Genomic DNA, 24,519 nt, shown 5'->3' on the forward strand with positions numbered 1-24,519 from the left:
GGCAGACTTGGACGCGGCAAGAGCCGCATCCAAGCTTCAAATGTGTAAACGATGTCCCCGGTTTCAGATGTAAAGGATGTCTACGGTTCTACACCCCCGTTGGGCTGCGAAGCAGCCCCAAAACCTGCTATCTCGGTCTATCTGATAGACCTGGGTGAGGCTTACTGGGGCTGCTTCGCAACCCAGCGGGACAAGCCCCCTCCCCACAGGGGCAGGCAGTGGGAAAAATCTTTAAATGGGCTTTGGAAAAGTTCCGATCCCCGAATTGTTTTACCCTCGGGCTTTCGCTCCTGTGAAGGCCAACGTCATGACCCGTAACCTGCGCCGTGTCCTGTGCATCAGCCTGCTGCTGCTGCTCTCGCCCCTGGCAGTGGCCAGCACCGTTCTGGAAAACCCCCACTGGCGCGTCGAACTCGACGCGGCGACCCTGGCCGTGCGCGTGACCCCGGCGGGCGGCGAACCGGTGCAAGCCGCCAGTGGCGTGGCGGCCCATCAGGTCAGCCGGTTGAAACAGTCCAAGCAACAGGCCAATTGGCAATGGGACAACGGCGCCTATCGCCTGAGCGCGACACTGGATCAGCGCGACCTGATTCTCACCGTCACCGCACGCGAGGCCGCGGAGCTTGAGCTTATCCGCCAGCCCGCCAGTGCCATGGGCAATGGCTTGATCTGGCCGTTGGCCGAGGGGCATTACATCCCTGCTGGCAATCGTCTCTGGCAGGACTTCCTGCTTGAGCAGGGCGACGTGAACAGCACCCAGGACCTGAGCCTGCCGTTATGGGGCGTCGACCATGGCCGCTTTACCCTCAACTGGCTTTTGACCAACCCCTACAACAATCGCTTGCAGTGGCAGGCCGAGGGCTCGCGCCTGGGCTTGTCGCTGCGCCATGAATTCACCGCCCTGGACCCCACCGCGCCCATGACCTTGCGTCTGAACCTGGGCGAGGCCGACTTGCTGGCCGGCGCCAAACGCTATCGCCAATGGCTGATAGAGCAGGGGCGCTACGAGCCTTTGGCAGACAAGCTGCAACAGATCCCCGCCGGCAAAAAACTGTTGGGCGCCAGCCATGTGTACCTGTGGGGCAATGACCTGCTGGGCCTGGGCGATGTGCGCGATTGGGCGCAGTTACGCACATTGCTGCGCGCCCCTGACGGGCTGGGCGCGCAACTCAATGGCCTGCTGGACCCGCAAGCGGCGCAGGTGGTGCAAGTCACCCTGCCGTTTCTGGACCGCTATCAGCAAGGCGTGCTGCTCAGAGGGCTTAACGCGGCGCTGAACAAAAAGGCGCGGCTGAACTGGCAGGCCCAGGTGCAGCCCGATATGCAGGCACTCGTCGCCGGCTACGGCGCAGTCCGTGAGGAACTGGCGTTGGCGTTTGCCAGCGCCTTGAACTCCCCCCCTCAAGCCTGGGGCAGCACGTTGTCGACAGCCACGATAAAGACCCTGCAGGACAGCGGCCTGCAACGCCTGCTGTTGACCCTGGGGGAGGGCTGGGAAGGCGGGCTCTGGCATCCCGAGGCGGTGCGCAAGGGGGTCGAGGCCGGATACTTGATGGCGCCCTATGACTCTTATGAAACCGCGCTGGCGGATAGCGAAAACCCCGATTGGATCACCGCGCACCTGGGCAGCCGCGCCTACCGAGACTGCGCGATCATGCTCAAGAACGGCCAGCTCAAGACGGGTTTCCAGAAATCCGGGCACTACACCGACCCGCGCTGCGTGCGCCCGTTGCTGCAGGCACGGGTGACAGCGGTGCAGGCCGCGGCCGGTTTCAATGCCTGGTTTCTCGATGCCTATGCCACCGGCATGCTGTTTGACAGCTACCGCTCAGTGCTGGGTATGACCCAGGCGCAGAACGCTGAAGGCAATGTCGATGCGGCACGCTGGATCGGCAGCCACCTCCAGGTGCCGGTGGGCTCCGAAGACGGCAACGCCACCACCGCCCGGGGTGTGTTGTTCGCCCATGGCATGCAGACGCCGGTCATGGGCTGGGGCGACCGCGAGATGACCCAGGACAAACAATCGCCTTACTACGTTGGGGCCTGGTACCCACCGGAACAGCCAGCGGTATTCTTCAAGCGTGTGCCACTCAAAGAGCCGCTGCGCACCGTGTACTTCGCCCCGGCGATGCGCCTGCCGTTGTATCAGGCGGTCTTCCATGGCTCGGTCATCACCACCCATCACTGGCTGTTCGACAGCCTGAAACTGAGCAATGTGCAGGCGCAGAACGAGCTGACCCAGCTGCTTTACAACGTGCCGCCGCTCTATCACCTGAGTGCCGCTACGTTGAAGCAGCGCTTGCCAATGATCCAGCGCCAGGATGGGTTCTTTCGCCCATTGCATGAGCGCCTCGCGACCCAGGCACTGACGGATTTCCGCTGGCTGAGCAGCGACCGGCTGGTGCAGCAGACGACCTTTGCCGATGGCACGCGGTTGGTGGCCAATTTTGCGCAGGAGCAAAGGGACGGATATGCGGGGCGCAGTGTGACGGCGTTGGTGGTGGGGGCAGGGCCGGTGGTGTATCAGGTGGATTAGCGGTGTTCTTGAGTCCATCGCGGGCAAGCCCGCTCCTACAGGGGAATGCATTCCAATGTGGGAGCGGGCTTGCCCGCGATGGCGTCAGTTGCCTCCCCGCCGAGATTGAACTATCAAATCGACAACTTGCTGGATAGTCGTGATGTGATCCCAATCATCCTGAGTTGCCTGCAATTTGAATTGCCATTTGATCTGCATGACAAAGCAGGTCAGATCTTCATCAATGATCTTAAAGTCGTGGATGAAGTCCGTTTGTTCTGTCACTTGGCTTAGGTCGATAAAGCCAATGATATCGACGAAAAGCCGGATCACTTTTTCACTGATCTCGGCCCTGGTCAGGTTACTTTCCATTTCTTGCCTCATAGGCACACTTACCAATACTAATAAGATCAAAAACAGCCAAACCTGCAGCAACGAAGGGAATGCCTCGCCCGAGAATGCCAAATACCCGGACGGTACCAAAAGTAGCTTTCGCCATGCTGGCCAATGTCGGCTGCCTGATCAGTGTCCGAGGGGAAAAGCGCATTCCAATAAGGCTAGCCAAGTTTGTTGTTTTGCTGGAGCCAACGTGAACCCAGGTTCCCACAGCAATTTTGCTGATAGGTATGCCCGCCATGCCGGTTATAACCGTTGCTGCTGTCAAACCGTAGTGTTGCTGTGTGCATTTCCAGAGCTCTTCAAAAGTAGTGTTCGGTACAGAAGAGTCGGCATGGGTGGGTGTGAGTAACTTGTACTTGGCGCCATGGGTCCAGCCTGGTGTATTAGGCAAAACCATGACTGCCGGGCAGCTTGTCATCGTATTTCCCAGATGAAATGCCATGCTGGCAGTCGAGCCGAAATCTATGCCATTTCGGTCTAGCTCAAGTTGGCTTCGCATGATTGCCGCATGAAGATCGCTTTCCTGCATGACGTAATCCCTGTTCGTAAATGACAGGCGAGATGTTATGTCGCAGCAAGGGATGAATAGGCGGGAGAGAGGTAAATCCGGAAGTGTCCGACGTGACATTAGGGGCGAGCTTACTGACTATTCAGAAAGTCGGTAACAGCCTCGACTTGCCCGCGATAGCATCCGCTCAGACAACCCCAACCTTACGCCACACACTGGCCAACCAAGGCTGTTGCTCGCGCGGCAGGCCTGCTGGGCGATAGTAGTGCTCCAGCTCCTCAAACCCCGCCGTCGTCAGCAGCCCCTGCCAGGCCGCAAGGTCGTGGTACGAGCCATACCGCGGCCCGTTCCAGCCCTCCTGGTTTTCCCCTCGGGGGTTGGAGCTGAACAAGACGCCACCCGGCTTCAACGCCCCATGCAGCTGCCTGAGAATGCGCGGCAATTCCTGCTTGGGAATATGAAACAGCACCGCATTGGCAAAGATCCCATCGAACCGCCCGGCCGGCAGGTCGAGTTTGAGGAAGTCCTGGTGCAGTACCTCGCAGCCGCTGTCCTGGCGCGCCATCTGTGCAAACCGCTCGGCGCCGTCGAGCCCGACGGCGATATGTCCCAGGCGGGTAAATGTCTGCAAATCGCGCCCCGGCCCACAGCCGAAATCCAGCACGGTAAACGGTGCATCACCCTGGATATGCCGCAGCAACGCGTCGATGTTCTGGCTCACATCATGGTCGCGGGTGCCTTCGCGAAAATCCTCGGCCACCTGGTTGTAGTGGCCCAGGGTGGTGGAAGTAATCTGGTGGAGGTCGTCGGGGGCGAGTTTCATGGCAGTCGGCACCAGGGCAAAGAGAGGTGCCGACTATACCTCAGCGCTTGTTGAGCCCGCGCGCCAGGCGATCGCCGCCCAGTTGGATCACCGCCACCAGAATCACCAGCAGCACAATCACCGTGAGCATGATCTGGCTGTCGAAGCGTTGGTAGCCGTAGCGGTAGGCGATGTCCCCCAGGCCCCCGGCGCCAATCGCCCCGGCCATGGCCGAGGAGTTGATCATGGTCACCAGGGTAATGGTGAACCCGCCGACAATCCCCGGCAGCGCTTCCGGCAACAGCACATGCCAGACGATATGCCAGCGCCGGCAGCCCATGGCCTGCGCCGCTTCGATCAGGCCGTGGTCGACTTCACGCAGGCTGACTTCGGCGATCCGCGCAAAGAACGGCGTGGCGGCGATGGTCAGCGGCACCACGGCTGCCCACACGCCATAGGTGGTGCCGACGATCAGCCGGGTGAAGGGGATCAGCGCCACCATCAGAATCAGGAACGGGATGGAGCGGAACAGATTGACGAACGCCCCCAGCACCCGGTTCAACGCTGGGGCCTGGTAGATGCCGCCCTTGTCGCTGGTCACCAGGAACACCGCCAGCGGGATCCCCACCAGCAACGCGATCAACGATGACACGCCCACCATCAACAAGGTGTCGATGGCGCCCTGCAATAAACGATCAAACCACATAACCCAGCACCTCGACCTGTTGTGCCCAGCGCGTGGCGCGGGTGCGTAATGTGTCGGCGTCCAGGGTTGAGCCCGTCACCGCCAGCAGCAATTGCCCCAGGGCGTGGCCCTGGATGCGTTCGACCCCACCTTGCAGCAGGCGCACGCGCCCACCCAGGGCGCTGAACAGCGCGGCGAGGTCCGGTTCATCGGCACTGGCGCCGGTGAACTGCAGGCGTAGCACCACCGCCGCATGCGCCGACTGCGGCGTGGCCTGCAGGCGTTTTTGCAGCTCATCGGGCAAGCCGTGTTGCAGGGGCGCCAGCAGGGTTTTGCTGACCTCGTGCCGAGGGTTGCCAAACACCTCCCACACCGGGCCTTGCTCGACGATCCGCCCATGTTCGAGCACCACCACGCGGTCGCAGATTTCGCGGATCACGGCCATCTCATGGGTGATCAGCACGATGGTCAGGCCCAGGCGCTGGTTGATCTCGCGCAACAGGCCGAGGATCGACTGGGTGGTTTCCGGGTCCAGGGCCGAGGTGGCTTCGTCGCACAGCAGGATCTGCGGGTCGTGCACCAGCGAGCGGGCGATGCCCACCCGTTGCTTCTGGCCGCCGGACAACTGCGCCGGGTACGCCTTGTGCTTGTCCTGCAAACCGACCAATTCCAGGAGCTCACGCACTTTTTGCTCGCGCTGTGGCTTGGGCACACCGGCCACTTTCAGCGGCAGTTCGACGTTCTGCCACACGGTCTTGGCCGACATCAGGTTGAAGTGCTGGAAGATCATGCCGATGCGCCGCCGCAGGGCCACCAGGCGGTCTTCGTCGAAGTCGCCGATATCCACCTGGTCGATCAACACCCGGCCGCTGCTGGGTTGTTCCAGGCGGTTGATGGTGCGGATCAGCGACGACTTGCCAGCGCCGCTGCGGCCGATGATGCCGAACACTTCGCCGCGCTGGATCGCCAGGTCGATGCCTTGCAGCGCGTGCACCGTGCCGTCATAGGTTTTGCCCAGGTTGATAAAACGCACATGGGCGTGGTTCAAGTCCGGATGCAGCTCTGTCTGCCGGGCGTCCGCGGGCGGTGTGCCGAGGTCGCGCAGTTGGGCGTTGGCGGCGCTCATATTCAGCCTTCCCAGCCGACTTGGTAGAGCTTGCCCAGGGATTTATCCAGGGCTGCGCGGACCACCGGCGAGTGCTGGTAGATCTCGACGAACTTGATCACCCGTGGGTCGCTGGTGCCTTTGGGCTGGGTCACGAACTGGATCACGTATTCCGGGTGGTCGAGGCCGTCGAACAGCAGCGCCGACTCGGCATTGAAGGTCTTGGACAGGCGGATATAGGCCGGGTAGCCCTGCACCAGGTCGGCATCGTCATAGGCGCGCACCAGCTGCACCGCTTCGACTTGCAGGATTTTGATTTTTTTCGGGTTGGCGACGATGTCTTCTTCGGTGGCCTTGTAGCCCACGCCCGGCTTGAGGGTGATCAAGCCTGCCTTGGCCAGCAGTTGCAGGCCGCGCCCGCTGTTGATCGGGTCGTTGGCGATGGCCACGCTGGCGCCTTGGGGCAGTTCATCGAAGCTTTTGTATTTTTTCGAGTACAGGCCCACGTTGTTGATGATCCCGGGCTTGAACGGCACCAAGTCAAAACCGGCAGCGGCCTTGGCGTTTTCCAGGAACGGGATGTGCTGGAAGTAGTTCACGTCGATATCGCCGGCGGCGAGGCTGACGTTGGGCGCGATCCAGTCGGTGAACTCCACCAGCTCGACTTTCAGGCCCTGCTTGCCGGCCTCTTCGACGGCGGCCTCCAGGGGAATGGCGAAGGCGGCCGTGGTGCCGACTTTGAGCGGCGCATCGGCGGCAAAAACCGCCGAGCTGAACAGGCCGAGGGCCAGGGCCAGTGCCTTGACTGGGTGGGAGAGCAGTGTTTTTTTCATCATTGATATTCCAAATGTAGGAGCGAGCTTGCTCGCGAAAAACCTGAGGGCGCCTCGGGGAATCAGATACCCCGCGTTATCGTTAACGATTTTCGCGAGCAAGCTCGCTCCTACAGGGGTTAGTGGCGGTAGGTGGAGCCGGTGTGTTGTTCGGGTAAGCGGGCATCGCGGTGGAACACTTTTTCGCGCAGTGTCCCGGTCTCATAAGCGGTCTTGTACGACCCACGCTTTTGCAGCTCGGGAATCACCAGATCAATGAAGTCCACATAGCTCTCCGGCGTCACAATGCGCGTCAGGTTGAAGCCATCCAGGCCGGTCTCGGCGATCCAGGACTCCAGCTCATCGGCCACCTGCGCAGGCGAACCCACCAGGGTGATATAGCGCCCGCCCAAAGCGTGCTGCTCCAGCAGTTTGCGACGGGTCCAGTCGTTGTTTTGCAAGGCCTTGGTGGCTGACTGGATGGCGTTGCTCTTCACGTATTGGATCGGTTCATCCAGTTCGTATTGCGAAAAGTCGATGGCGGTAGACGCACTGAAGTGCGCCACGCCGGCTTCGGCACTGGCGTAGCTCAGGTACTCGGCATGCTTGGCCCAGGCCAGTGCCTCGGTGGCGCCGACAATCACGTTGAGGCCCATGAACACCTTGATGTCGTGCGGGTTGCGCCCGGCCTCGACCGCGCTGGCGCGCACCTTGTCCACTTGCACCTGGGTCGCGGCCTTGTTCTGCCCGCTGATAAATACACACTCGGCATGGCGCCCGGCGAACAGCAGGCCGCGCTCCGAGCTACCGGCCTGGAACAGCACCGGCGTGCGCTGCGGCGAGGGCTCGCAGAGGTGATAACCCTCCACCTGATAGAACTCGCCATGGTGCTCGACCTTGTGCACCTTGCCCGGCTGGGCATAGATGCGTTGTTGCGGGTCGTTGAGTACCGCGTCGTCTTCCCAACTGCCTTCCCAGAGCTTGTACAGCACCTCCAAGTACTCGTCGGCCTGGTCGTAGCGCCGGTCATGCTCGACCTGTTCGGTGAGGCCCATGGCCTTGGCGGCGCTGTCCAGGTAGCCGGTGACGATGTTCCAGCCCACCCGGCCACGGCTCAGGTGATCCAGGGTGGACATGCGCCGGGCGAACAGATACGGCGGCTCATAGGTCAGGTTGGCGGTCAGGCCGAAACCCAGGTTCCTGGTCACGGCGGCCATGGCCGAGACCAGCAGCAGCGGGTCGTTGACCGGCAGTTGGATGGACTCCTTGAGCGGCACGTCGACCGAGCCTTGATAGACGTCGTACACGCCAACGATATCGGCGATAAACAAACCGTCGAACAGGCCACGCTCCAGCAGTTGCGCCAGTTCAGTCCAGTATTCGAGGGTTTTGTACTGGGTCGAGGTGTCCCGTGGATGGGTCCACAGGCCGTGGTTGATATGCCCGATGCAGTTCATGTTGAAGGCATTGAGCAGGATCTTTTTCTTCGCCATCAGATGGTCCCCCGCAGTGGCGGGTTTTCATCGTTGAGGTAGTAATTGCCCACCGCGTGGTACTTCCAGCGCACCGGGTCGTGCAGGGTATGCACCCGGGCGTTGCGCCAGTGGCGGTCCAGGCCATGTTCGGCGAGGGTCGCCTGGCTGCCGGCGAGTTCGAACAGGGTGCTGCCGGCGGCCAGGGAAATCTCGGTGCTCAGGGCGCGTACTTCGGCCACGGCAATCGAGGCCGCCGCGACGGTTTGCGCGGTGCTGTCGGCCTGGGCGCGGTCGAGGAATTCGCCGGAGCGCTCCAGCAGGGCTTCGGTGGCGTGCAGGCGCACGCTCAGGTGGCCGAAGCTCTTGAGGGTCAGTGGGTCTTCACTGGCCTTGTCGTTGCCCGAGTCGATCCACGGCCGGGTCTTGGTGCGCACAAAATGCAGGGCATCTTCAAAGGCCGCGCGGGCGATGCCGGTGTCGATGGCGGCGTGGAGGATCTGGGCCAAAGGGCCCACGGTGGTCGGGCGCTCGAAGGCGCTTTGGAACGGGATCACGTCTGCGGCCTCGACCCATACGTTGTCGAACACCACCGAGCCGCTACCGGTGGTGCGCTGGCCAAAGCCGCTCCAGTCGTCGATCACCGTCAGGCCCTGGCTGTCGTGCGGGACAAAGGCCAGTTGCTGCACGCCGTGCTCGTCCACCACCGATGTGGGAATGCGCTGGGCGTAGATCGCGCCGGTGGCGTAGAACTTACGGCCACTGATACGAAACCCGTCGCCGTCACGGGTAATCGCGGTCACCCGGTCATGGGCGGTCTTGGTACCCAGTTCCGCCAGGGCATTGCCAAAGCGCTGGCCGGCCAGGACTTCGGCGTACAGGCGCTGTTGCTGCGCCGGGCTGCCATTTACCCGCAGCACTTCCAGGGCATAGAAATGGTTCTGCGGGATCTGCCCCAATGAGGCATCGGCCTGGGCAATCAGGGCGATGACCTTGGCCAGGGTGACGTTGGATACGCCAGCGCCGCCGTAGGCCTTGGGCGCGCTGATGCCCCACAGGCCGGAACGGGAAAAGGCTTCCAGTTCGGCGAGCGGCAGGCGCCGTTCGCGGTCGCGCAGGGCGCTGTCACGGCGAAAGTCTTCGGCCAGGTCGCTGGCGACAATCAGGGCTTGTTCATCGCTGGTGATGACCGCGACGGGATGGGAAAGCGTCATGTTTTTCTCCAGAGGTCTGGTCGTCAGATCCAGGAATGCCGGGCCGGCAATGTTCCATTGAGGTGCCAAGCGCCCACCGCGTGATATTTCCAGCGCACCGGGTCGTGCAGGGTGTGTACCCGGGCATTGCGCCAGTGGCGGTCGAGGTTGAATTCGGCGAGGGTGGCGCGGCTGCCGGCCAGTTCGAAGAGCTTCTCGCTGACCAGCAACGAGACTTCGGTGGTCAGCACCTTGGCTTGGGCCACGGCAATCGAGGCCCGGGCGGCGGAGTGCTCGGTGATGGGCGCGGCGCTGACCTGGTCCAACACTTGGCCGGCCTTGCGCAACAGGGCTTCGGCGGCGTGCAGCTCGATTTTCAGTTTGCCGATATCGGCAATCACGTAGAGGTCATCACTGGCCCGCTCGACCTTGGCGTCGATCCAGGGTCGTGCGCGCTCACGCACGAAGCTGATGGTGTCGTCGAGGGCGCCGCGGGCGATGCCGGCGTCGATGGCCGCCTGGATCAATTGCGAGACCGCGCCCTGGATGCCCGGGGTTTGCCCCAGGCGCCAGGTCGGCACCACCAGGTCGACGTCTACCGGCACATTGTTGAGCAGCACGGTGCCGCTGGCGGTGGTGCGTTGGCCAAAACCCGACCAGTCATCGACGATGCGCAGGCCCGGCGTGCCCCGTCGCACAAACGCCATGACCTGGCGGCCTTCGTCATCCAGGGCCTTGACCGCGACCCAATGGGCGAACAGCGCGCCGGTGGAGTAGAACTTCTGGCCGTTGATGACAAGGCCGTCACCCTCGGCGCTGATCCGCGCCTTCAAATCCAGGGTGTTTTTGGTGCCGCGTTCCGGGCCGCCGTTGCCGATGCGCCAGCCATCCAGCACGCTTTGGAACAGCTGTTTTTTCTGCTCTTGGCTGGCCGCACCTTGCAGCACGTGCAAGATGCCGAAGTGATTCTGCGGGATCTGCCCCAGGGCCGGGTCGGCGGCGCTGATAATGGCGAACACCTCGGCCAGGGTCACGAACGACACTTGTGGGCCACCGTATTCGCGGGGGATGGAAATACTGCCCAGGCCACTGCGGGTGAACTGTTCGAGTTCGGCCCAGGGCAATTTGCGCTGGCGGTCGCGCAACCCGGCTTGCAGGCGGGCAGCCTGGGCAAGCTCGTGGGCGGCGGCGAGGGCTTCACTGTCGTTGCGCAGCACCTTGGCGGGCAATAGCAGCGGGGCGATATCCAGATCGCTCTGGAGGGGCGATTGCGCCAAGTTAGACATCGGTGCGCCCCTGCGTGGCTACACGTAATGCCCTGGCGTTGTGCACCGGGGTAATTTTGACCATACCTACCTCACATCCGTGGAAAGCTTAAAAATCAGGAATGTCCGGTGGTCCGGTGTATATACCCTAAGCGTGTTTATTTTTTAAATAAACTAACTTTTAGGAATATGCATAGAAGGTCTGTCACCCCGGCTCGCAAGGCGAGCCAGGACGCCGTGGCTGGTACACCGATGGATGGCCGGCCGGGCCATGGGCCTGGGCCTGGCCGATGCTCACGGTGCGTGGCGGGGCCCAGCGGGAGTTGTTGCCCACACGGTCGATCACGCAGTAGGTGACCTCCTGGCGTGCATCGTCGCCCGCGTCGAGGATCAGCGCCGAAGGCACCCAGACATGCACCGGCCGGCCCACCTCATGGGCCTGGATGGGCGGCAGGTCAAGGCGCGCGTCGCCCCAGCGCAGGGTGATTGCATCGCCGGTGGCCATGTTCAGGTAGGGTTCGATGATCAACGGCACGCCCCGGCGGATCTGGCTGGGGTTGACGCCATGGCGGCGAATGGTTTCCGGCAGGCCGACCGGGGCCAGGCTCTGGTTTTCTTCACCACACAGCACCGATGGCTGGCCGCCAGGGCACGCGGTCTTGACCTGCACGCGGGTGATCAGGGAGCGCGCCGGGCCGCGCCCCACTTGCATGACCCGGTAATGAATCCGTGCGGCGCCATTTTGCACAAAACTCTCGGGCACCCGCAGGCTGCTGGGCTGGCCGATATCGGCGGCGCCTACGCGCTTGGAGGCGGCAAAGCAGTTGTTCCAGAACAGCTCGATCAGGTCGCCCTTGCCCATGTTTGGGTAGGGGGCGATATCGACCTGCAAATGGGTGGCGGCGTGCGCATTGATACCTTGTTTGAGGGCCTGGGGCACTGTCGGCGCGGCGAACATGGCCAGGGGGGGAAGGTGCTTCATAAATAATCTCCTTGATGCAGCCAGCAGCGATCGTTCCGAGCCCCGGAGGGGGGTTCGAAAGGAACGATTTTTTTGAAAAGCCAGGATAGGATCCAATCCTCTGGGCCTTAGATAAGAGGGTTGGCCAGGGGGCGTCAATGGCGGCAAAAGGCTAAACGGCGGGTTTGGGATTATTCAGATGGGTCTGACTGGGAGGGGGTGTAAAGGCGGGTTTGGGTAGGGTGCTTTTCTATGTGATGAGCGCCGATCCCTGTAGGAGCGAGCTTGCTCGCGAAGAACGTCAACGATAACGCGGAGAATCAAATTAACCGTGTCGTCTGGGCGTTTTTCGCGAGCAAGCTCGCTCCTACAGTGAGTGGGGGGTTAGTGGGTGAGGAATTTGCTGAGGAACTGCCGGGTCCGTTCTTCCCTGGGGTTGGCAAACAGCGCCTTGGCTTCGCCTTGCTCGACGATCACGCCCTTGTCGAAAAAGATCACCCGGTTGGCCACGTCCCGCGCAAAACTCATTTCGTGGGTGACGATGACCATGGTGCGGTTCTCTTCGGCCAGGCTGCGGATGGTCGCCAGTACTTCGCCCACCAACTCTGGGTCGAGGGCCGAGGTCGGTTCATCGAACAGGATGACTTCCGGTTCCATCGCCAAGGCCCGGGCAATAGCCACCCGTTGCTGCTGGCCACCGGACAGGCGCCGGGGGTAGGCGTCCTCTTTGCCCGCCAGGCCAACCTTGGCCAGTAGAGAGCGACCGAGGCGGTCGGCGGCTTCGCGTGGCATCTTCTTGACCACCAGCGGCCCTTCGATGACGTTTTCCAGCGCGGTGCGGTGGGGGAACAGGTTGAAGTTCTGGAACACAAAGCCCACATGCTGGCGCAGGCGCCGCACCAGGCTTTGTTGCTGGTTGAGCGGACGGCTGCCGTCGATCTGGATGTCGCCGACCTTGATCCGGCCGCTGGTGGGTTCTTCAAGGAAGTTCAGGCAGCGCAGGAAGGTCGTCTTGCCAGACCCACTGGGGCCGATGATGGCGACGACTTCGCCTTCCTTGACCTCCAGGTCGATCCCGTTGAGCACCACTTGGCCCTTGAATTGTTTGGTCAGTTTTTCAACCACGATCATGCGTCAAGACTCCAGGTCATGCCGGTTGACCCGGTCTTCCAGGCGATTTTGAAAATGCGCCAGGATGCTTGCCAGGACCCAGTAGATCAGGGCCGCGGACAGGTACATGGTGAAAATTTCAAAGGTGCGCGCAGACACCAGTTGGGCCTGGCGGAACAGTTCGGGCACCTGGATAGTGGCGGCCAGCGCCGTGTCCTTGACCAGCGAAATAAAGCTGTTGCCCAAAGGCGGCAGGGCCGTGCGCATGGCCTGCGGCAGGATGGCCCGGCGCAGGGTTTGCGCGCGGGTCATGCCGATACTGGCGGCAGCTTCCCACTGGCCACGTTCGATGGAGCCGATGGCGGCGCGCAGGATTTCACAGGCGTAGGCGGCCATGTTCAGCGAAAAGCCGATCATCGCCGCCGGGATCGGATCCAGCTCGATCCCCACTTGCGGCAAGCCGTAGTAGATCAAAAACAGCTGTACCAGCAACGGCGTGCCGCGAAAGAACGAGACGTACACCCGGGCGGTCCAGCTCAAGAGCTTGAAGCGCGACAGGCGCATCAAGGCCAGGCCGAAGCCCAGCAGCAAGCCGAAAAACATCCCGCCGAGGCTGAGGATCACCGTGTAGTACGCGCCCTTGAGCAGAAAGGGCGCGGAGTCGAGCGCGAGTTGGAAACCTGCTTCCATTATTGAGTGACGTCAGCGTTGAAGTATTTCTCGGACAGCTTCTTCAAGGTGCCGTCGGCGCGCAGTTTGTCGAGGGCCTGGTTGACCGCTTCAAGCAGCTCAGGCTCGCCTTTGCGCAGGGCAATCCCGGCTTCCTGGCGGGAGAAGGCTTCACCGGCAGCGGCGGTGTCCGTGACTTTCTTCGCATACTCCAGAGCCGCCAGGCGGTCGATCAGAATCGCGTCGATACGGCCGATGCGCAGGTCCTGGAACTTGGTCGGGTCGTCGTTATAGGTCTTGATGATGGCTTTGGGTTGGTTGTCCTTGAGCCATTGTTCGTAGTTGGTGCCCAGGCCTACCCCGACTTTCTTGCCGGCCAGGTCATCGGCGGTCTTGATGGTGTCGACGTTTTTCGCCAGGGTCAGGGCCTGGATCCCGGAGACGGTGTAGGGCTTGGAGAAATCGTACTTTTTCTGGCGCTCTTCGGAGATCGTCACCTGGTTGACCACGGCGTCGAGGCGCTTGGATTCCAGTGCGGCGAGGATGCCGTCCCACGGTGTGGCTTGCAGCTTGACCTTGACGCCCAGCTCCTTGGCCAGGGCTTCGGACAGCTCGACTTCAAAGCCGCTGAGCTTGCCGCTTTCATCAACGAAGCTGAACGGTGGGTAGGTGCCTTCCAGGCCGATCTTGATCTCGCCGGCCTTCTTGATCTTGCCCAGTTGCTCGCCGGCAACCGCCTGGCCCAGCAACCCGGCGCCAAGGGCCAGGCCCAATGTGCCAACCAGCAATGTGCGACGCAATACAGAAATAGTCATGACAAGCCCCTGTGTTTTTTGTGGTGTGCGAAGCAGGTGACGCAGTGGTCGTATCCTGCCCTAAAAACGCGGTGTGTGGGAGCGCGACTATAGGGCGAGGTTTAAAGCGTTAAAAATAATATAAATTAAGTTTTATATTCTATTAAGGAATATGTGAGCGATGAAAATTCAATTGTGGGAGCGGGCTTGCTCGCGAATGCGGTGGGTCATTGATGGATAGTTTGACTGATACACCGCGTTCGCGAGCAAGCCCGCTCCCACATTTAGTAGGCATGCCTCCCGTCAGAACAATGAGTCATAGGCAAACAACGCCGGCGCCCCGCCGGTGTGCAGGAAGATGATCGGCCCGTCTTCGAACGCCCCGCGCCCGATGCCGTCCAGCAACCCGGCCATGGCCTTGCCGGTGTAGACCGGGTCGAGCAGCAGGCCTTCCTGGCTCGCCAGCAGCTTGATTGCCGCCAGGGTGCCAGCGTTGGGTTCGCCGTAGCGCGGGGCGAAGTATTCGTCCCACAGGATCACCTTGAACGCGTCGGGTACCTCCACTCCCAGCAACTGCGCCGTGCGCTCGGCCAGGCCTTGGACCTTGGGCCGTTGCGCTTCGTCGGTGCGCGATACGGTGACGCCAATCACCGGCAAGTCCGGCTGCACCTCGCTCAACGCCAGGGCCAGGCCGCTGTGGGTGCCGGCGCTGCCGGATGCCAGGACCACCGCCGCGAATTGCAGGCCGCTGGCGTCAATCTGTGCGGCCAGTTCCAGCCCGGCGCGCACATAGCCCAGGGCGCCCAGGGCGTTGGAGCCGCCGATCGGCACCAGATAGGGGTTTTTGCCATTGCTGCGCAGGCGCTCGGCCAGGGCATGGAGTTGCTCGTCGGCGTTGTCCAGGTTTTCGACGAGTTCGACCTTGGCGTCGAACAGCTCTACCAACAAGCGGTTGCCATTGCCCAGGTAGTTGGGGTCGTCGGTGCCTGTGGGGTTTTCCAGCAGGGCGACACAGCCCAGACCCAGCTTGGCCGCCAGGGCGGCGGTCTGGCGCACATGGTTGGACTGGATCGCACCGGCGGTGATCAGCGTATCGGCGCCCTGGGCCAGGGCATCGGCGGCGAGGTATTCGAGCTTGCGCAGTTTGTTGCCGCCCATGGCCAGGGGCGTGGTGTCGTCGCGCTTGATGTAGATATCACGGCCCAGCCAGGTCGACAGTCGTTCGAGTTTTTCCAGGGCGGTGGCGCCACCCAGCAGTTCCAGACGATTAAAACGGTCGAGCTGTTGTTTGATCATGGTCACGCACGGGTAAGAGGAGATGGGAAGGACTATAGGCAGGGCTTTTTGCGCGGGCAACTGCCAGTTGCTTATGCTCTGCGGTTATTAGCATTGCACCATTGGTTCTTAAGGGCGGCCCGGTTGCATACCGTAAAGTGATGGCCATTACGTCAGGAGTGAATACCGTGAGCGAGCGTTCCAGTCATTGGCAATTACAGACCATCGTCAGCCAGTTGCGTGGCGCCCGGGACCAGTGGCGCACGCGCAACGGCCGGGTCAGCGGCGAGCAGGGCGGTCGCGAATTACCTTCCCGTGATGCGGTGGCGCAGATTCTCGAGGCGTTGTGTGGCGCACTGTTCCCCATGCGCCTGGGGCCGGTGGATTTGCGCGAGGAGAGCGAGGACTTTTACGTCGGCCATACCCTCGATGTGGCGCTCAATGCCTTGCTCGCCCAAGCCCGCCTGGAGTTGCGCTATGCCGCGCGCCAAGGCGGCCATGCCGATAATGAAGTCGATGCATTGGCCATTCGCCTGATCCAGGACTTTGCCCTGGCCTTGCCGGCGTTGCGCAGCCTGTTGGACACCGATGTGCTGGCCGCCTATCACGGCGACCCGGCCGCGCGCAGTGTGGATGAGGTGTTGCTGTGCTACCCGGGGATCCTGGCGGTGATCCACCATCGCCTGGCCCACCATTTGTATCGCGCCGGGCTGCCTCTGCTGGCGCGGATCAGCGCGGAAATCGCCCACTCGGCCACCGGCATCGATATCCACCCTGGCGCGCAGATCGGCCCGAGCTTCTTTATCGACCACGGTACGGGTGTGGTGATTGGCGAGACGGCGATCATTGGCGAGCGGGTGCGTATCTACCAGGCGGTAACCCTGGGCGCCAAGCGTTTCCCGGCGGATGAGGATGGGCAGTTGCAGAAGGGCCATCCGCGCCACCCGATTGTGGAGGACGATGTCGTGATCTATGCCGGGGCGACGATCCTGGGGCGGATCACCATCGGCAAGGGCTCGACCATTGGCGGCAATGTGTGGCTGACCCGCAGCGTGCCGGCGGGGGCGAACATCACGCAGGCGAATTTGCAGCATGATGATGGGACGCAGAAGTAGTCACTGAACCTGAGCCTGTCGCCGAACCCTGTGGGAGCTGGCTTGCCTGCGATGGCGGTTTGTCGGTTGTATCTCTATCAACAGGCCCGCCGCTATCGCAGGCAAGCCAGCTCCCACAGGGGATAGCATTTCAATTCAGGCAAGTAATCGCTGAACGTTTTGCCTTTCCCGCCCGTCATACCCTTCCTTGAGCTAGTGTAGGAATTACCTACCACTCAGCCTTGCGATTAGTCCCAGACCGCCTATTCATGTTTAACTTGAACGTTCGTTCAAGTTAAACCGGTGGTTCGCTGCCCGCTCACAACAGGAGGCTTACCTTTGCTGAGTCCGTTTTATACAGCCACATCCAACACCCTCGAGGTGCACCGTTCATGAGTGCATCGTCTGCCCCTCCAAGCGGCCTGGTGCGCATGAATGCGCCGGTGTTTTACTTCGCCGCGAGCTTCATCCTGCTGTTTGGCCTCACCGTCATCGCGATCCCCGAACAGGCCGGCGCCTGGTTGCTGGCCGCGCAAAACTGGGCGGCCAATACGGTCGGCTGGTACTACATGCTGGCGATGACCCTGTATCTGGTCTTCGTGGTGGTCACCGCGTTGTCTGGCTACGGCAAGATCAAACTCGGTGCCGACCACGACGAGCCCGAATTCAGTTATTTGTCCTGGGCCGGCATGCTGTTTGCCGCCGGGATCAGCATCACGCTGTTTTTCTTCTGCGTCTCGGAGCCCTTGACCCACCTGGTGCAACCGCCCCAGGGCGAGGCCTTGAATGCCGACGCGGCGCGCCAGGCCATGCAGGTGCTGTTCCTGCATTGGGGCCTGCACGGCTGGGGCGTATTTGCGTTCGTCGGCATGGCCCTGGCGTACTTCGCTTACCGGCATAACCTGCCGCTGGCCTTGCGTTCGGCGCTGTACCCGCTGATCGGCAAGCGCATCAACGGCCCTATTGGCTATGCAGTGGATGGCTTCGGCATTATCGCCACGGTGTTCGGCCTGGGGGCCGATATGGGCTTTGGGGTGCTGCACCTCAACTCGGGCCTGGACTACCTGTTCGGCATCGCCCACACCCAATGGATCCAGGTCGGCCTGATCACCCTGATGATGGGCGCGGCGATCCTGGTCGCGGTGGCCGGCGTCGACAAGGGTGTGCGCGTCATGTCCGACATCAACATGCTGCTGGCCTGTGCGCTGCTGCTGTTTGTGCTGTTCGCCGGGCCCACCCAGCATTTGCTCAACACCCTGATCCAGAACATCGGTGACTACCTCGGCGCATTGCCGAGCAAGAGTTTTGATGTGTACGCCTACGACAAGCCCAGCGACTGGCTCGGCGGTTGGACCGTGTTCTACTGGGCCTGGTGGATCGCGTGGTCGCCGTTCGTGGGCCTGTTCATCGCACGGATTTCCCGTGGCCGCACCATCCGCGAGTTCGTCTTCGGCGTGCTGCTGATCCCGCTGGGCTTCACCCTGGCGTGGATGTCGATCTTCGGCAACAGCGCCATTGACCAGGTGCTCAACCACGGCATGGTCGCCCTGGGTCAGTCGGCCATCGACGACCCCTCGATGAGCCTCTACCTGCTGCTGGAAACCTACCCGTGGAGCAAGACCGTGATCGCGGTCACGGTGTTTATCAGTTTTGTGTTCTTTGTCACTTCGGCCGACTCCGGCACCGTGGTGCTGTCGACCCTGTCGTCCAAGGGTGGCAACGCCGATGAAGACGGGCCCAAGTGGCTGCGGGTGTTCTGGGGCGCGATGACCGCGCTGGTGACCAGCGCCTTGCTGTTTGCCGGCAGCATAGACTCGCTCAAGTCCGCAGTCGTGCTGACCTCGCTGCCGTTCTCGTTGATCCTGCTGTTGATGATGTGGGGGCTGCACAAGGCGTTCTACCTCGAATCCCAGAAGCAGATTGCCCAACTGCACTCCCTGGCCCCGGTATCGGCATCCCGCAAGGGCCGTGGCGGCTGGCGCCAGCGCTTGAGCCAGGCGGTGCACTTCCCTTCACGGGACGAGGTCTACCGCTTCCTCGAAACCACAGTACGCCCGGCCATTGAGGAAGTGACTGCGGTGTTTGTCGAGAAGGGCCTGAACGTCGTCACCCAGCCCGACCCGTCCAACGACAGCGTCAGCCTGGAAATCGGCCACGGCGAAGAGCATCCGTTTGTCTACCAGGTGCAGATGCGCGGCTACTTCACGCCGTCCTTTGCCCGTGGCGGCATGGGCTCCAAAGAGATGAACAACCGTCGCTACTACCGCGCGGAAGTACACCTGAGCGAGGGTAGCCAGGACTACGACTTGGTGGGCTACACCAAGGAGCAGATCATCAACGACATCCTCGACCAGTACGAGCGGCATCTGCAGTTCCTGCATCTGGTGCGCTGAACAAACTGTAGGCGCGAGCTTGCTCGTGAAGATCGCCAACGAAAACGCGGGGCATCTGGTGCCCCGCAGCGTCCTTGGGTTTTTCGCGAGCAAGCTCGCCCCTACAAGGGCCTGTTAGAAGGGCACGTCACCCAGGATTGTTGCCCGATGCATCACCCGTCGTTGTGGCCGGTAGTCGTCCACGGCGTAGTGCTGGGTGACGCGGTTGTCCCAGAAGGCCACGTCGTTGGCTTGCCAGCGCCAGCGGATAGTGAATTCCGGGCGAGTGGCGTGGGCGAACAGCAGTTTGAGGATGACCTCGCTTTCGGCCGCTTCCAGTTCGTTGATCTTGCTGGTGAAGCCGTCGCTGACAAACAGCGATTTGCGCCCGCTGACCGGGTGCGTGCGAATCACCGGGTGCGACAGTGGCGGGTTTTTCCTGCGTGCTTCTTCCCAGCGAGCCAGGTCTTGGGCGGTGTTGCCGTAACGCTCCAGAGGGAACGAGCGAGTGAAGTCGTGGGTCGCCGTCAGGCCGGTCAAAAAGCCCTTCATCGGTTCCGATAACGCCTCAAAGGCCGCGATGCCGCTGGCCCACAAGGTGTCACCGCCAAAGGCCGGCAGCAGCTTGGCGCTGAGCACGGCGCCCATGGCTGGCGTGGGCAGGAAGGTCACGTCGGTGTGCCAGATGGCGTTGTCGCGCACGTCGGTGACGGCGGTGTCGAGGATCAGCACTTCGGGTTGTTCCGGCACGTTGGGGTAGATCGGGTGAATGTGCAGGTCACCGAAATTCGCCGCGAAGCGCGCTTGCTGCTGCGGGGTGATCGGCTGGTCGCGAAAGAACAGCACCGAATGCTGGAGCAGCGCCTGCTCGATGGCGTCGCGCTGTTCGAGGTTCAGCGGCTGGGCAATATCGACGCCACTGATCTGGGCGCCCAGGGCGCTGCTTAAGGGGGTAACGGTCAGGCGGCTCATGCTCTTCTCGCAAATGTCGGGCGCCGAGATGCCGGCGTAGTCAGTGCTGTTGTTATTCAGTGGGCCTGGCCATGCCATGGCACCAGCTTGCGCTGCAGGGCACGCAGGCCCATTTCCATGGCGAAGGCAATCAGGGCGATGACCAGGATGCCCAGCACCACCACATCGGTGACCAAAAACTGCGCCGCTGACTGCACCATGAACCCCAGGCCGCTGGTGGCGGCGATCAGTTCGGCGGCGACCAGGGTCGACCAGCCCACGCCCAGGCCGATGCGCACGCCGGTGAGGATGTCGGGCAGGGCGCTGGGCAGAATCACATGGCGGATCAACTGCGCCCGCGTCGCGCCCAGGGACTGCGCTGCGCGCAATTTGGCCGGGTCTACGGTGCGTACGCCGGTGGCGGTAGCGATGGCAATTGGCGCGAAGATCGCCAGGTAGATCAGCAACACTTTGGACAGCTCGCCAATGCCGCACCAGATCACGATCAGCGGCAGGTAGGCCAGCGGTGGGATCGGGCGGTAGAACTCGATCAGCGGGTCGAGAATGCCACGGGCGATACGGTTGGCGCCGATGGCAATGCCGACCGGCACGGCGGTCAGCACCGCAAAGCCCAGGCCCAGGCCGATGCGACCCAGGCTGGCGCCCAGATGCTGCCAGAGGGTGGAGTCCATGTAGCCGCTGGTTGCCAGCAGCCAGCCTTTTTGCAATACGGCCGCCGGCGGCGGCAGGAACAGCGGCTCGATCAGCCCGCTGGCGGTCACGGCCCACCACAGCGCCAGCAGCGCAACCAGCGTCAGCACACTGATCCAGCGCGTGCTCAACGTGCGACGCAGCGGTGGGCTGGCTTGGCTGACGGCAGTGGCCGGGATTTCATAACTGCTCATGCGTACACCTGCCGTTGCGAGAACACTTTGCCCAGCACGTGCTCGCGGGTTTCGATAAACCGTGGGTCGGACTTGATCGCGCGCGCCGATTCGCCGGCAGCGTAACGCTGGCCGAAATCCAGGCTCAGGCGCTCGACGATTTGCCCGGGGTTGGGGGCCAGCAGAATCAGGTCGGTGGCGAGAAATACCGCTTCTTCGATGTCGTGGGTGATCAGGAACACCGGCTTGGCCGTGCGCCGCCAGACTTGCAGCAGCAGCTCTTGCATCTGTTCACGGGTGAAGGCATCGAGGGCGCCGAAGGGTTCGTCCATCAGCAATACCCGCGGGTCGGCGGCCAGGGCGCGGGCCAGGCCCACGCGTTGTTTCTGCCCACCGGACAGTTGCCAGATGCGCCGGCTGTCAAAACCCGCCAGGTCCACCAGCGCGAGCATTTCACGGGCGCGGACTTGCCGTTGGGCCTTGGGCACGCCGGCCAGTTCCAGGCCGAAGCCGACATTGGCCAGCACATCCTGCCAGGGCAGCAGTGCGTCGTCCTGGAACACCACGCCACGTTCGGCACTCGGGCCTTTGACGGGTACGCCGTCGAGGGTGATGCGCCCGGCGCTGGGTTCGACGAAACCGGCAATCAGGTTCAACAGCGAAGTCTTGCCACTGCCGGAAGGGCCGAGGGCTACCAGCAATTGCTGGGGCCCAAGGGTCAGGGAAATATCCGCCAGCACGGGCGTGGTTGCGCCGGGGTACTGTGCGCTGATGCGCTCCAGCTGTAGCAAGGCCATCGCAGTGAACTCCCGATCAGTTGGTGATGAACTTGGCGCTGACGTAAGGGGCGTAGTCCGGCAGCACGGCCTCGACCTTGCCTTGCTCCTTGAGGAACGCGGCGGTGTCGGTCACAGCCTTGGTGGTGGGGGCGCCAAGCAGCGTCACTTGGTCGGCGGCCAGCGGGTAGACGTTGCCTTGCAGCAGCAACGGAATGTCGCTGGCCTTGGCGCCGGAGAGCTTCACCAGTTTGTCGACGTTGCCCTTGTCGGCCAGCCAGGCTTGTGGGTCTTTGCGGTATTGGGCGTAGGCATCGAGGGTGACTTTGGCGAAGGCGCTGACGATTTCCGGGTGCTTCTCGGCAAAGTCCTTACGCACGATCCAGGCATCGAAGGTCGGCGCGCCAAACTTGGCCAGCTCGCCGGAGGTGATCAGCACTTTGCCGTTTTCCTTGGCCACGCCCAGGGCCGGGTCCCAGACATAAGTAGCGTCGATATCGCCACGCTTCCACGCCGCAATGATGGCCGGCGGGGCGAGGTTGAGCACGGTGACTTTCGCGGGATCGATGTTCCAGTGTTTGAGCGCGGCCAGCAGGCTGTAGTGGCCGGTGGACACGAACGGCACGGCGATTTTCTTGCCGATCAGGTCCTGGGGGCTGTTGATCCCGGAACCGTTGCGCGCCACCAGGGCTTCGGCGCCACCGATCTGGGTCGCGACGAGGAAGGTCTGCACCGGGACTTTGCGGGTGATGGCGGCGGTCAGCGGGCTGGAACCGAGATAGCCGATCTGCACGTCGCCGGACGCTATGGCGGCGATGATATCGGCGCCATTGTCGAATTTGCGCCAGTCGATCTTGGCGTTGGTGGCTTTTTCATAAGCGCCGTCGGCCTGGGCGACTTTGGCCGGGTCAACGGTGGTCTGGTAGGCGATAGTCACGTCGGCCGCCTGGGCAAACAGGCTCGCGCCGGCCAGGGATACAGCCGCCAGGAGGCGCAAAGGGGAAGGCAGTTTCATGGTGTAGCTCCTCATCAGGCGGCCGAGGGTCGGCGTGGGAGGAGACTAAATGATCTAAGAATCCGAAAATAAATAACATTTTCGAATTAGCTTATGTAGGAGCGAGCTTGCTCGCGAAAAACCTTAACGATGACGCGTTCGGCTTGGATAAACGCGGCGTGCTTGAGTTTTTCGCGAGCAAGCTCGCTCCTACAAAGGGCGTGTCAGTTGCTGATCGCCAGGATGCTGGCCTGGTAAGACCCGACAAACACATCGAAATCGCCCACTTCGTTCTGCTCAAGCTCGGCCTGTTGTGCCAGGGAACTGCGGGCCAGCTCTTCAAAGCGTGCTTGTTCGTCCGCCGGCAACGGCTCGCTGCGGAAGTACTCGGCATGCACTTCGCTCTGGCGCAGGGAGAACTGCGCAAAGCTTTCCTTGCGCTCCTGCATCGCCGCCAACACCTGGGCCGACGGGGTCAGGGACGGGTCCTGAATCTTCGCCAATTGGGCATCCAGCGCCTGGCTGTGCTCATTGATGCCATGGCTCTGGTCCAGCAGTGCGGCCAGCGGGGCGATTTTCTCCAGCAGTTCGGCGGCCCATGCCTTCATTTCCACGGGTTGCCCGCGACGCTGCAATTGCAGACCCGGGCGCCGGCCTTCCTTGACCACGCTGAGGAAGTTCGATGTGGCATTCCCGCACTCGTTGTTTTCGAACAACGGGCTGTCATTCAGCGCGCAATACAGCAGGAACGCATCGAGGAAGCGCGACTCTGGCAAATCGATACCCATCGGCAGGAACGGGTTGATGTCCAGGCAGCGCACTTCGATGTACTGGATGCCACGGGCCATCAGCGCCTGGATCGGCCGTTCGCCGGTGTAGGTCACGCGCTTGGGGCGGATGTTGGAGTAGTACTCGTTTTCGATCTGCAGGATGTTGGTGTTGAGTTGCACCCACTCACCATCCTTATGGGTGCCGACTTCGACGTAAGGCGCGTAGGGCGTTGCCACCGCTTCACGCAGGCTGTCGGTGTAGCTGGCCAGATCGTTGTAGCAAGGAGTAAGGCCGGCCTGGGCGTTGCTTTGGTAGCCCAGGTCGCTCATGCGCAGGCTGGTGGCATACGGCAGGTAGAGGGTGTCGGCATCGAACTGTTCAAGCTGATGGGAGCGCCCGCGCAAAAAGCCTGCATCCAGGGCCGGCGAGGCACCGAACAGGTACATCAGCAGCCAGCTGTAGCGGCGGAAGTTACGGATCAGGGCGATATAGGCCGTGGACTGGTAGTCACGGTCGGTGCCCACGAAGCCTTCGGTTTCCTTGAGCAGCGGCCACAGCTCTTCCGGCAGGGAGAAGTTGTAGTGGATCCCGGCGATGCACTGCATGGTCTTGCCGTAGCGCAGGGCCAGGCCCTTGCGATACACGTACTTGAGCTGTCCGATGTTGGAGGTGCCGTAGTAGGCAATCGGAATATCTTCCTCGGCCGGCAACGGGCACGGCATCGATGGACTCCACAGGTACTCGTTGCCGAGCTTGCTGTAGGCAAAACGGTGAATTCGGTCGAGGCTGCGCAGGGTGTCTGCCGGGTTTGGCAGTGCCGGCGTGATGAACTCCAGCAGCGACTCGGAATAGTCGGTGGTGATCGATTCATGGGTCAATGCGGCGCCCAGGGCCTCTGGATGCGGCGTTTGAGCCAGGCGGCCTTCGCCGGTGACACGCAGGCATTCACGCTCGATGCCGTGCAGGCAGTGCTCAAGCAAAGAGAGGTGTTCGCGCTTGCCGAGCAGAGCCAGGCGGCGGTTGAGAAGTTCGCTCAAGTTGGATTCCTTCACGCGTCAGTCGCCCCAATATGGGGGTGGGCAAGACGGTCTACAAGGGTGAAGTTAAAACTG

The 24,519-nt window shown here is 62.1% G+C and carries 22 protein-coding genes; 3 read left to right on the forward strand and 19 right to left on the reverse strand.

Going from position 1 to position 24,519, the window contains the following annotated elements; translation table 11 throughout:
* Window positions 1–307 precede the first annotated feature (307 nt).
* Window positions 308–2,536 (forward strand): glycoside hydrolase, encoded by a 2,229-nt coding sequence (locus BHC62_RS10660; protein WP_070995007.1) that lies wholly within the window; start codon window positions 308–310, stop codon window positions 2,534–2,536.
* Between the two features lie 84 nt (window positions 2,537–2,620).
* Here the strand turns inward: BHC62_RS10660 and BHC62_RS10665 are convergent, their stop codons facing one another.
* The 14 genes from BHC62_RS10665 to BHC62_RS10725 all read right to left on the reverse strand — a co-directional run bounded on the left by BHC62_RS10665 (window position 2,621) and on the right by BHC62_RS10725 (window position 15,586).
* On the reverse strand, window positions 2,621–2,887 hold the full coding sequence (locus BHC62_RS10665) for an acyl carrier protein (RefSeq protein ID WP_070995008.1): 267 nt from the start codon (window positions 2,885–2,887) through the stop codon (window positions 2,621–2,623).
* Window positions 2,877–3,443, reverse strand: a complete 567-nt coding sequence (locus BHC62_RS27360) for a hypothetical protein (RefSeq protein WP_071610024.1) — start codon at window positions 3,441–3,443, stop codon at window positions 2,877–2,879. The genes BHC62_RS10665 and BHC62_RS27360 overlap by 11 nt, the downstream gene beginning before the upstream one ends.
* 166 nt (window positions 3,444–3,609) lie before the next feature.
* Window positions 3,610–4,245, reverse strand: coding sequence for a bifunctional 2-polyprenyl-6-hydroxyphenol methylase/3-demethylubiquinol 3-O-methyltransferase UbiG (locus BHC62_RS10670; RefSeq protein ID WP_070995009.1), 636 nt, complete (start codon window positions 4,243–4,245; stop codon window positions 3,610–3,612).
* Between the two features lie 40 nt (window positions 4,246–4,285).
* Complete coding sequence (locus tag BHC62_RS10675; RefSeq protein ID WP_029299545.1) at window positions 4,286–4,930, reverse strand: methionine ABC transporter permease; 645 nt, start codon at window positions 4,928–4,930, stop codon at window positions 4,286–4,288.
* Window positions 4,920–6,035 carry a methionine ABC transporter ATP-binding protein gene (locus tag BHC62_RS10680; RefSeq protein WP_070995010.1) on the reverse strand — a complete coding sequence of 372 codons (1,116 nt, stop codon included), beginning with the start codon at window positions 6,033–6,035 and terminating at the stop codon, window positions 4,920–4,922. Before BHC62_RS10680 ends, BHC62_RS10675 begins: the two co-directional genes overlap by 11 nt.
* Before the next feature lie 2 nt (window positions 6,036–6,037).
* Window positions 6,038–6,847 (reverse strand): MetQ/NlpA family ABC transporter substrate-binding protein, encoded by an 810-nt coding sequence (locus BHC62_RS10685; RefSeq protein ID WP_029299550.1) that lies wholly within the window; start codon window positions 6,845–6,847, stop codon window positions 6,038–6,040.
* A 119-nt stretch (window positions 6,848–6,966) separates the two neighbouring features.
* A complete protein-coding gene (locus tag BHC62_RS10690; protein WP_070995011.1) occupies window positions 6,967–8,319 on the reverse strand; it encodes an LLM class flavin-dependent oxidoreductase in 1,353 nt (450 codons plus the stop codon).
* A complete protein-coding gene (locus tag BHC62_RS10695; RefSeq protein ID WP_070995012.1) occupies window positions 8,319–9,512 on the reverse strand; it encodes an SfnB family sulfur acquisition oxidoreductase in 1,194 nt (397 codons plus the stop codon). The genes BHC62_RS10690 and BHC62_RS10695 overlap by 1 nt, the downstream gene beginning before the upstream one ends.
* A gap of 23 nt (window positions 9,513–9,535) precedes the next feature.
* Window positions 9,536–10,777 (reverse strand): SfnB family sulfur acquisition oxidoreductase, encoded by a 1,242-nt coding sequence (locus tag BHC62_RS10700; protein WP_070995013.1) that lies wholly within the window; start codon window positions 10,775–10,777, stop codon window positions 9,536–9,538.
* Window positions 10,778–10,961: 184 nt separating this feature from the next.
* A complete protein-coding gene (locus tag BHC62_RS10705) occupies window positions 10,962–11,738 on the reverse strand; it encodes a hypothetical protein (RefSeq protein WP_029299557.1) in 777 nt (258 codons plus the stop codon).
* Between the two features lie 363 nt (window positions 11,739–12,101).
* Window positions 12,102–12,848 carry an L-cystine ABC transporter ATP-binding protein TcyN gene (gene tcyN / locus BHC62_RS10710; protein ID WP_029299559.1) on the reverse strand — a complete coding sequence of 249 codons (747 nt, stop codon included), beginning with the start codon at window positions 12,846–12,848 and terminating at the stop codon, window positions 12,102–12,104.
* 3 nt (window positions 12,849–12,851) lie between these two features.
* Window positions 12,852–13,517 (reverse strand): cystine ABC transporter permease, encoded by a 666-nt coding sequence (gene tcyL, locus BHC62_RS10715; RefSeq protein WP_029299561.1) that lies wholly within the window; start codon window positions 13,515–13,517, stop codon window positions 12,852–12,854.
* Complete coding sequence (gene tcyJ / locus BHC62_RS10720; RefSeq protein ID WP_070995014.1) at window positions 13,517–14,311, reverse strand: cystine ABC transporter substrate-binding protein; 795 nt, start codon at window positions 14,309–14,311, stop codon at window positions 13,517–13,519. The genes tcyL and tcyJ overlap by 1 nt, the downstream gene beginning before the upstream one ends.
* A 282-nt stretch (window positions 14,312–14,593) precedes the next feature.
* Window positions 14,594–15,586, reverse strand: a complete 993-nt coding sequence (locus BHC62_RS10725) for a D-cysteine desulfhydrase (protein WP_029299760.1) — start codon at window positions 15,584–15,586, stop codon at window positions 14,594–14,596.
* 167 nt (window positions 15,587–15,753) lie between these two features.
* Here BHC62_RS10725 and epsC point away from each other — a divergent pair, with 167 nt between their 5' ends.
* Together epsC and betT are read left to right on the forward strand one after the other, a co-directional pair.
* Window positions 15,754–16,680, forward strand: a complete 927-nt coding sequence (gene epsC, locus BHC62_RS10730) for a serine O-acetyltransferase EpsC (protein WP_029299762.1) — start codon at window positions 15,754–15,756, stop codon at window positions 16,678–16,680.
* A 410-nt stretch (window positions 16,681–17,090) separates the two neighbouring features.
* Entirely contained in the window at window positions 17,091–19,052 is a 1,962-nt protein-coding gene (gene betT, locus BHC62_RS10735; protein WP_166647830.1) for a choline transporter BetT, read from the forward strand.
* A 114-nt stretch (window positions 19,053–19,166) separates the two neighbouring features.
* On the opposite strand, the gene tauD is transcribed toward betT, so the two are convergent.
* From tauD to gshA, 5 genes are all read right to left on the reverse strand, one after another.
* Window positions 19,167–20,003, reverse strand: a complete 837-nt coding sequence (tauD, locus tag BHC62_RS10740) for a taurine dioxygenase (RefSeq protein ID WP_070995048.1) — start codon at window positions 20,001–20,003, stop codon at window positions 19,167–19,169.
* Window positions 20,004–20,059: 56 nt separating this feature from the next.
* The gene (tauC, locus tag BHC62_RS10745; RefSeq protein ID WP_029299766.1) at window positions 20,060–20,887 is read right to left on the reverse strand and encodes a taurine ABC transporter permease TauC; all 828 of its coding nucleotides are present in this window, start codon (window positions 20,885–20,887) and stop codon (window positions 20,060–20,062) included.
* Window positions 20,884–21,663: a taurine ABC transporter ATP-binding subunit gene (gene tauB, locus BHC62_RS10750; protein WP_029299767.1), complete on the reverse strand. Its 780-nt coding sequence runs from the start codon at window positions 21,661–21,663 to the stop codon at window positions 20,884–20,886. Before tauB ends, tauC begins: the two co-directional genes overlap by 4 nt.
* A gap of 16 nt (window positions 21,664–21,679) precedes the next feature.
* A complete protein-coding gene (tauA, locus tag BHC62_RS10755) occupies window positions 21,680–22,657 on the reverse strand; it encodes a taurine ABC transporter substrate-binding protein (RefSeq protein ID WP_029299768.1) in 978 nt (325 codons plus the stop codon).
* Between the two features lie 203 nt (window positions 22,658–22,860).
* Window positions 22,861–24,444, reverse strand: coding sequence for a glutamate--cysteine ligase (gene gshA / locus BHC62_RS10760; RefSeq protein WP_070995015.1), 1,584 nt, complete (start codon window positions 24,442–24,444; stop codon window positions 22,861–22,863).
* Window positions 24,445–24,519 lie beyond the last annotated feature (75 nt).

The sequence above is a fragment of the Pseudomonas sp. 06C 126 genome, from assembly GCF_001855215.1.
Lineage (GTDB): Bacteria > Pseudomonadota > Gammaproteobacteria > Pseudomonadales > Pseudomonadaceae > Aquipseudomonas > Aquipseudomonas proteolytica.

What these genes read in the sequence shown, in the direction of transcription:
- BHC62_RS10660 (WP_070995007.1), top strand. Translation starts at nt 308, where the DNA reads ATGACCCGTAACCTGCGCCGTGTCCTGTGCATCAGCCTGCTGCTGCTG.
- BHC62_RS10680 (WP_070995010.1), bottom strand. Translation starts at nt 6,035, where the DNA reads ATGAGCGCCGCCAACGCCCAACTGCGCGACCTCGGCACACCGCCCGCG.
- BHC62_RS10665 (WP_070995008.1), bottom strand. Translation starts at nt 2,887, where the DNA reads ATGGAAAGTAACCTGACCAGGGCCGAGATCAGTGAAAAAGTGATCCGG.
- BHC62_RS10725 (WP_029299760.1), bottom strand. Translation starts at nt 15,586, where the DNA reads ATGATCAAACAACAGCTCGACCGTTTTAATCGTCTGGAACTGCTGGGT.
- tauA (WP_029299768.1), bottom strand. Translation starts at nt 22,657, where the DNA reads ATGAAACTGCCTTCCCCTTTGCGCCTCCTGGCGGCTGTATCCCTGGCC.
- tcyN (WP_029299559.1), bottom strand. Translation starts at nt 12,848, where the DNA reads ATGATCGTGGTTGAAAAACTGACCAAACAATTCAAGGGCCAAGTGGTG.
- BHC62_RS10705 (WP_029299557.1), bottom strand. Translation starts at nt 11,738, where the DNA reads ATGAAGCACCTTCCCCCCCTGGCCATGTTCGCCGCGCCGACAGTGCCC.
- BHC62_RS10695 (WP_070995012.1), bottom strand. Translation starts at nt 9,512, where the DNA reads ATGACGCTTTCCCATCCCGTCGCGGTCATCACCAGCGATGAACAAGCC.
- BHC62_RS10700 (WP_070995013.1), bottom strand. Translation starts at nt 10,777, where the DNA reads ATGTCTAACTTGGCGCAATCGCCCCTCCAGAGCGATCTGGATATCGCC.
- tauC (WP_029299766.1), bottom strand. Translation starts at nt 20,887, where the DNA reads ATGAGCAGTTATGAAATCCCGGCCACTGCCGTCAGCCAAGCCAGCCCA.
- tauB (WP_029299767.1), bottom strand. Translation starts at nt 21,663, where the DNA reads ATGGCCTTGCTACAGCTGGAGCGCATCAGCGCACAGTACCCCGGCGCA.
- tauD (WP_070995048.1), bottom strand. Translation starts at nt 20,003, where the DNA reads ATGAGCCGCCTGACCGTTACCCCCTTAAGCAGCGCCCTGGGCGCCCAG.
- BHC62_RS27360 (WP_071610024.1), bottom strand. Translation starts at nt 3,443, where the DNA reads ATGCAGGAAAGCGATCTTCATGCGGCAATCATGCGAAGCCAACTTGAG.
- BHC62_RS10670 (WP_070995009.1), bottom strand. Translation starts at nt 4,245, where the DNA reads ATGAAACTCGCCCCCGACGACCTCCACCAGATTACTTCCACCACCCTG.
- betT (WP_166647830.1), top strand. Translation starts at nt 17,091, where the DNA reads ATGAATGCGCCGGTGTTTTACTTCGCCGCGAGCTTCATCCTGCTGTTT.
- BHC62_RS10685 (WP_029299550.1), bottom strand. Translation starts at nt 6,847, where the DNA reads ATGAAAAAAACACTGCTCTCCCACCCAGTCAAGGCACTGGCCCTGGCC.
- tcyJ (WP_070995014.1), bottom strand. Translation starts at nt 14,311, where the DNA reads ATGACTATTTCTGTATTGCGTCGCACATTGCTGGTTGGCACATTGGGC.
- tcyL (WP_029299561.1), bottom strand. Translation starts at nt 13,517, where the DNA reads ATGGAAGCAGGTTTCCAACTCGCGCTCGACTCCGCGCCCTTTCTGCTC.
- BHC62_RS10690 (WP_070995011.1), bottom strand. Translation starts at nt 8,319, where the DNA reads ATGGCGAAGAAAAAGATCCTGCTCAATGCCTTCAACATGAACTGCATC.
- BHC62_RS10675 (WP_029299545.1), bottom strand. Translation starts at nt 4,930, where the DNA reads ATGTGGTTTGATCGTTTATTGCAGGGCGCCATCGACACCTTGTTGATG.